The 898-nt window shown below is 71.5% G+C and carries 1 protein-coding gene; it reads left to right on the forward strand.

From position 1 onward, the window contains the following. A partial coding sequence (locus GH736_RS23540) for a DUF58 domain-containing protein (protein ID WP_159607493.1) occupies positions 1-898 on the forward strand: 898 nt, incomplete at both ends.

Here is an 898-nt window from a genome sequence, read left to right on the forward strand (position 1 = left end):
GCTCGTGGCGGCGAACCCCGGGCGGCGCCGACTCGGCGGCGTGCAGCTGGAGCTCCCCGTGGGCGCGAAGGTGCTCGAGCGGGTGCTGCCCGGGCTGCCCAAGGGCGGGGCGTTCGACGAGCAGTTCCGGATCCCCACGGACCGACGGGGCATCATCCCGATCGGCCCCGCCCGCACCGTGCGTGCCGATCCCGTGGGCCTGATGCGGCGCGAGATCGTCTGGTCGCAGACCGTCGACCTGCACGTGCACCCGCGCACCATCGCCATCGCGGCCCTCAGCTCGGGATTCATCCGCGACCTCGAGGGATCCCCGACGCGCGACCTCACGGCGAGCGACATCGCCTTCCACGCCCTTCGCGAGTACGTCCCCGGTGACGACCGCCGATTCATCCACTGGAAGAGCTCGGCCAAGACCGGCACGTTCATGGTGCGCCAGTTCGAGGAGACCCGGCGGAGCCGCCTGATGGTGCTGCTCGACCTCGAGCCCGGCGCGTACGTGGACGATGCGGAGTTCGAGCTCGCCGTCAGTGCCGCAGCCTCCGTCGGCGCCCGTGCCATCCGCGATGCGCGGACGGTCTCGTTCGTGGTGTCGGGCCGGAGCCACGACGGCGTCGCGTCGCGTATCAGCGGCATGCGCGAACTCCCCACCGTCTCCCGCGACCGCCTCCTCGACGCGCTGTGCGTGGTCGAGCGGCCCCGTCTCCGTGATCGAGCAGGCGTCGTACGACGCCGGCCACGTCCGGGTGGTCACCGATGGGGAGAACGCCATCGACTCAGGTCGGGCGCCTTTCAACGATTGGCTGGCCACCGAGAACGCGCCGGCCGGGAAGTCGCGGGCGCGCAGCGTCGAGACGCCGCTCTGGGTTCTGCTGAACCGCCCGGAGAACATCGTCGGCTA

The organism is Agromyces humi (genome assembly GCF_009720255.1).
GTDB lineage: Bacteria > Actinomycetota > Actinomycetes > Actinomycetales > Microbacteriaceae > Agromyces > Agromyces humi.